Below are 5543 nucleotides of genomic sequence, written 5' to 3'. Positions count from 1 at the left end.
AGCGATCTAAATAAACGATTAAAGTAACCAATCGAAATATAAAAGAACATCTCTTTATTGCACAAAACGTATCAAAACGCAAGCTGTTAAGTAAAATAAAAATGAGATTCATTCTTTAGATTCAGTGGGTTATAATAAATTTCGTTTGTAATTACACCCCATAATGTGTTATACTATCATCAGTTGTGAGTTTGTTTTGTTCTAAGTACTATTTTCCATTAAAGGACAGAAAACAAATGCTTAATAAAGTGATTTTAATTGGTCATTTAGGTGCCAATCCAGAAAGCAAAACTATGCCTTCTGGTGGTGAGGTGGTTAATTTTCGAATGGCAACGTCTGAGAGCTATATAGACAAGGCAACCAATAAGAAAGTAGACAAAACTGAATGGCATTCCATTGTGGTGTTTAATCCACATTTGGCAAAAGTAGCACTTCAGTATCTCAGTAAAGGTAGCAAAGTTTATATCGAGGGGCGACTACAAACCCGTAAATGGCAAGATAAAAATGGTGTTGATCGCTATGTAACAGAAGTCATATTGCCTCAGTACAAAGGCGAGTTAAAGCTTTTAGATGGCAAAAATGATGATAATCAAGAGCCGTCATCATCTGCTTATGACAGAAGCATTTATAGACCTCTTGATACGCCCCATACCGTTATGAATGACAGTGTTCCTTTTTAAATAAAAGGCGGTGTTATGAAAAAAAATAAAAAAAGGGGACGCCCTAAAATAGCAGGGCAGGTAAGAGAACCAAACGGACGTATATCACGTGCAAAAGCACTACGTGAAGCCGTTGATAAATTGGCAATAGAAATGCGTGCAAAGCGCTTCGGTTTAACGCTACAAGAGGCAAAAAATCCACTCTCTGGTACTTACATAGGGCGACTTTGTTTGCAAGGTGTGCTTACACAAGAGCAATATGACGCCGCGCAACAATATCTACAGATCAGAAACGATTACCTTTGTGCAAAAGGCTTTCCAAGTGCTGTTTATGATGAGATGCCCTCATCATCAGATGATAAGGCAAGAGACAAATGGGTAGAATTTGCTACAGAGCAGTTTTTCAATATGCAAGAGGCAATAAAAGAAGCACAATGCCTCTATAGACAGTACAATCTTCACGCAGCACTACAGTACCTCGTGATAGAAGATCAAATGCTACCATATCTTGTGAATTCATTACGTGTTGCTCTTAATGCTCTTCAGAAACATTTTGATCGTAAATGACAATCTCTATTACGGTTTCATTATATTGTATATCGTTTGTAAGTTTCTGCAAAATTCAATGGATTCCTTTAAACTTTTATGATCATTTCTTTTCACTTGAGATACTATGTTATTTACTTGTTCTTTTCTTAAATCGGAACGCTTATCTATAGCCATCATAAATTTTTTTGCATAATAAATCATTGGATCCTCGTTATCATTGACCACGTCGTATGCCCACATAAAATCGCTTTCACTCCAATCATATTCATCGCGTAAACGCTTTATTACATTGGGTAGATCCATTTGCGACATCTCCTTATTATAATCACCCCGCAATAAACTCATAAGGGATGCACAACCAACAACTGATATGTGACGATACAATATATCTTCCTGTTTAAAAAACGAATATTCTGTGCCCGTGCTGAGTGAAAGTTCTTCTGCTTTGCGTATCTTTTCAGAATGCATAGAGCCAATATATGATTCACTTACGTATTTGTTGTAAAGTTGATTATACTTCTCTTTAGTATCTACACTTGTAAACATACGCGTCAATTTGTCTATAAATCCAAATGACGCTGATGCAGGTAGCGCTGATATAGAAAAGAAAGCTATAAATGTTATGATGCGTGTTATGGATAATGATTTCATCGTTTTGAATCCCTAATTATTATAAGCGCTGTTTAACCGATTCCTTTTGAATATATCAATATGTGTTATTTTTATGTTGACAAATTGTAGCAAATCGTATTTAATGACATTGCTGTACTTGGTCGTATTGTATCTAGACGAGAGGCAGTGCAGTTTGGAATCCCCGCAAATGCGGGGTTTTTTATTATCTGGAGGGGTATTTTATGACGTCAGAAAATACAGAGCAGGCTCCAAAACCCATTAAAAAGCGTATACCACCAAAGGCAGGTCAAGGGCGTGCCAAAGGTGTTCCCAATAAAATGACGCGCATTTTAAAAGAAGCAGTGGTTAAGGCTGCTGAGAATGCTGGGAATAAAATTGGCAATGATGGTTTGATCTCCTATTTGGAAAAGCAGGCTATGGAATGTCCAGCGGCTTATTTAGCGTTGCTTGGTAAGGTGTTGCCTTTACAGGTGACTGGGGAAGATGGGGGAGCCGTTAAGGTGATAACGCGTGTAGAAATCGCGCCTTTGGTCAATGACAACACGACAGATTAATATTGTTCCAAAGCTTATACCGATTTTTACAGGTAAGGCTTTGGTACGAGCGGCTTGGGGAGGAAGAGGGTCTGGAAAGACAAGATCATTTGCCTTGATGGCTGCTTTAAAAGGCTATCAATTTGGTAGGGAAGGGATATCAGGCACTATCCTTTGTGCACGGCAGTTTCAAAATTCGCTTGCAGAGAGTTCTTTGGAGGAGATTAAACGTGCCATTGAAGCGCATGACTTTTTAAAGGACTATTACAAGGTTGGGGAGTCGTCGATTAAGTCGATAGATGGTCGTATAGCCTTTCAGTTTTCTGGTCTTGACCGCAATATAGCTAGTATCAAGTCTATGGGGCGTATTTTGCTTTGTTGGGTTGATGAGGCGGAGCCGGTGACAGAGACGGCTTGGCAAACGCTTATACCGACTTTGCGAGAAGAAGGAGAGGGATGGCGCGCAGAGTTATGGGTGACATGGAATCCATTGCGAGAGAATGCCCCCGTTGAGAAGCGGTTTCGCTTTTCAGACAATGAGGCAATCAAGCGTGTGGAGATCAACTGGTCAGACAATCCGAAGTTTCCGAAGATCTTGAATGAAGCGCGATTGGATGATCTGAGAAACCGTCCAGAGACCTATAAGCATATCTGGGAAGGGGATTATCTGAAAGCGGTTCAAGGCGCTTATTATCAAAAGGAAATGTTGGCAGCCGAGCAGGAGGGGCGGATAGGGCGTGTTGCTCGTGATCCTTTAATGCAGATACGCGCCTTTTGGGATATTGGGGGCACGGGTGCTAAGGCAGATGCCACAGCGATATGGATAGCACAATTTGTTGGTAGAGAGATTAGAGTGCTTAATTATTACGAAGCACAGGGACAACCGTTATCAGAGCATATAGGCTGGTTGCGTCAAAATGGCTATGAGAAGGCATTGATGGTTCTTCCCCATGACGGTGCGACGAGAGATCGTGTGCACAATGTGAGTTTTGAGAGCGCTCTTAAACAGGCAGGCTTTCAAACAAAAGTTATCCCTAATCAGGGAGCAGGGGCTGTTAAAATACGTATAGAAACAGTCCGCCGTGTTTTGCCTTCTGTTTGGTTTAATGAGAAGACGACGGTAGCAGGACGCAAGGCACTGAACTGGTATCACGAGAAATGGGATGAGAAGCGTAATATTGGCTTGGGAGCAGAGCATGATTGGTCCAGTCATGGGGCAGATGCCTTTGGACTGATGTGCATTTCATACAAACCACCAAAAGAAATACAAAAGCGACCAGCTTATAGCGGCAGAACGGAATATGAGAGCACGTCATGGATGGCAGAATGATGTATGATGAAGAGCATTTAGATAAAGAAAGTAACGCATCAGATCTGTCGACAGAAGGCTTATTTCGTAAGCTTGTGAGCTGGTACAAAGAAGATGTGGAGCATGTGAACAAATGGCGTGAACATGCGCGGGAGGATTTTGGTTTTTACAATGGTGATCAATGGAATGAAGAAGATTTATCGGCGTTAAAAAAGCAACGCCGCCCCGTTATGACCTTTAATCGTATTGCTCCGCTTGTGAATGCTGTTGTAGGTTCAGAGAGAAATAATAAGCGAGAAGTGCAATTCATCCCCCGTCAAATAGGCAAGGCATTGCCAAGTGAATTGCTTACCGGTGCGGCAGAATGGTTTCGGGACATGGCGCATGCAGAATACGCTGATAGTGACGCTTTCCAAGATGCGGTTATCTGCGGCATGGGGTGGACTGATACACGGCTTGATTATGAGAACAGCCTCGATGGTGAACCGGTAATTACGCGTTTAGACCCACTGAAAGTGGTCTGGGATAGTGCGGCAGTGCAACCGAATTTAACCGATGCGCAACGTTTGTGGTATGTGGACCGCAAGCCTTTGGAAGTAGCCAAGCAGATGTTTCCCAAATCTCATTGGACAGAGTTGAGTGCAGATTGGGCAAGGGATGGGAGCTCTCATGAAGGTGTTCACCATAATGATCTTGATTATTACAGTGATGAAGGGAGCATTGATGTTGAAAACGGTCGTCGGATGGTCACGCTTGTTGAATGCCGTTGGTTTGAAAGCGAGAGGTATTACAAGGCAGCTGATTTAGAAACGGGTGAACTTCGTGACTATAGCGAAGAGGAATTTAAGCAGCTCCAATGCATGATGCCTAATATTCAAGGGGCGGCTTTCAATAAAAAGGTTGTAAGACGTGCTTTTTTAGGGAGGAAATTGCTTGAATCCCCAGATCAACCATTGGTTCCAGCTGGTCAATTGGGTTGGGAGTGTATAACGGGATATTTTGACAAGATAGAACGTCAGTTTTACGGTGTTGTACGTTCGACGAAAGACCCGCAACGGTGGGCGAATAAATATTTCAGTCAAGTGATGTATATCCTTAATAGCCAATCCAAAGGGGGGCTTATTGTCGAGGAAGGGGCGTTTAAGGACATCAGGCAGGCTATGCAAGATTGGGCGCGGTCTGATGCGTTGCTAGTTGCTGAAGATGGCGCCCTTGCACAAGGAAAGATCCAACCCAAACCCGTAGCAGAATTTCCAACGGGGTTTTTCCAGCTGTTTAATGAAGCTAAGGAAGCAATTAATCAGGTGACGGGTTTATCCCCCGAATTCATTGGCACAAGGGAAGTGACACAAGCGGGTATTTTGGAGGCACAACGACGCCAATCCAGTTTAAATCTGCTTGCTTGTCTGTTTGATGGTTTACGTTTGTACCGCAAGCGGCAAGGTAAGATTATTTTGCACTTGATACAGAATTACTTGTCCGATGGTCGTTTGGTACGGATATCTGGTGAGGAGAATGCGCAATATATTCCATTGACGCGTGAAGAAGTAACGAGTGTTGAGTATGACATTGTTGTTGATGATGCGCCAACCAGCCCGAATGAGAAAGAGCGCACCTTCGGTATCATCACACAGCTTCTTCCATTGCTCCAAAATGCCATTACACCGGATATTATGCTTGATCTACTTCGTTATTCTCCATTGCCGGCGTCATTGCTTAATCGTGTCAGTGAGAAGTTCCAACAGCAACAAATGGCACAACAACAGCAGATGGACCCCGAGCAGGAAATGAAGTTGCAGGAAAAGCAACAAGACTTAGAGACGAAAGCACAGATGCATCAGATGGATTTGCAACAAAAGC

6 protein-coding genes are annotated in these 5543 nt (G+C 42.5%); 5 read left to right on the top strand and 1 reads right to left on the bottom strand.

What is annotated here, in order from left to right:
* Window positions 1–236 precede the first annotated feature (236 nt).
* Together ssb and ACFIKB_RS08755 are read left to right on the top strand one after the other, a co-directional pair.
* Window positions 237–680: a single-stranded DNA-binding protein gene (gene ssb / locus ACFIKB_RS08760; protein ID WP_375647833.1), complete on the top strand. Its 444-nt coding sequence runs from the start codon at window positions 237–239 to the stop codon at window positions 678–680.
* 15 nt (window positions 681–695) lie between these two features.
* Window positions 696–1226, top strand: a complete 531-nt coding sequence (locus ACFIKB_RS08755) for a hypothetical protein (RefSeq protein ID WP_375635669.1) — start codon at window positions 696–698, stop codon at window positions 1224–1226.
* 9 nt (window positions 1227–1235) lie between these two features.
* Here ACFIKB_RS08755 and ACFIKB_RS08750 read toward each other — a convergent pair whose 3' ends face one another.
* On the bottom strand, window positions 1236–1859 hold the full coding sequence (locus ACFIKB_RS08750; protein ID WP_015856175.1) for a hypothetical protein: 624 nt from the start codon (window positions 1857–1859) through the stop codon (window positions 1236–1238).
* A 203-nt stretch (window positions 1860–2062) separates the two neighbouring features.
* Here ACFIKB_RS08750 and ACFIKB_RS08745 point away from each other — a divergent pair, with 203 nt between their 5' ends.
* The 3 genes from ACFIKB_RS08745 to ACFIKB_RS08735 form a co-directional block, all read left to right on the top strand.
* On the top strand, window positions 2063–2395 hold the full coding sequence (locus ACFIKB_RS08745) for a hypothetical protein (protein ID WP_375653357.1): 333 nt from the start codon (window positions 2063–2065) through the stop codon (window positions 2393–2395).
* Window positions 2376–3704: a PBSX family phage terminase large subunit gene (locus ACFIKB_RS08740; protein ID WP_375653354.1), complete on the top strand. Its 1329-nt coding sequence runs from the start codon at window positions 2376–2378 to the stop codon at window positions 3702–3704. Before ACFIKB_RS08745 ends, ACFIKB_RS08740 begins: the two co-directional genes overlap by 20 nt.
* A partial coding sequence (locus ACFIKB_RS08735; RefSeq protein WP_375653352.1) for a portal protein occupies window positions 3689–5543 on the top strand: 1855 nt, incomplete at its 3' end. The genes ACFIKB_RS08740 and ACFIKB_RS08735, both read left to right, overlap by 16 nt.

Origin of the sequence: Bartonella sp. MR110HLJHH, assembly GCF_042194225.1 — a bacterium.
Taxonomy (GTDB): Bacteria; Pseudomonadota; Alphaproteobacteria; order Rhizobiales; family Rhizobiaceae; genus Bartonella; species Bartonella grahamii.
Note: the sequence above shows the minus strand (reverse complement) of the source record. Positions and strands in the feature narration are given on the sequence as shown.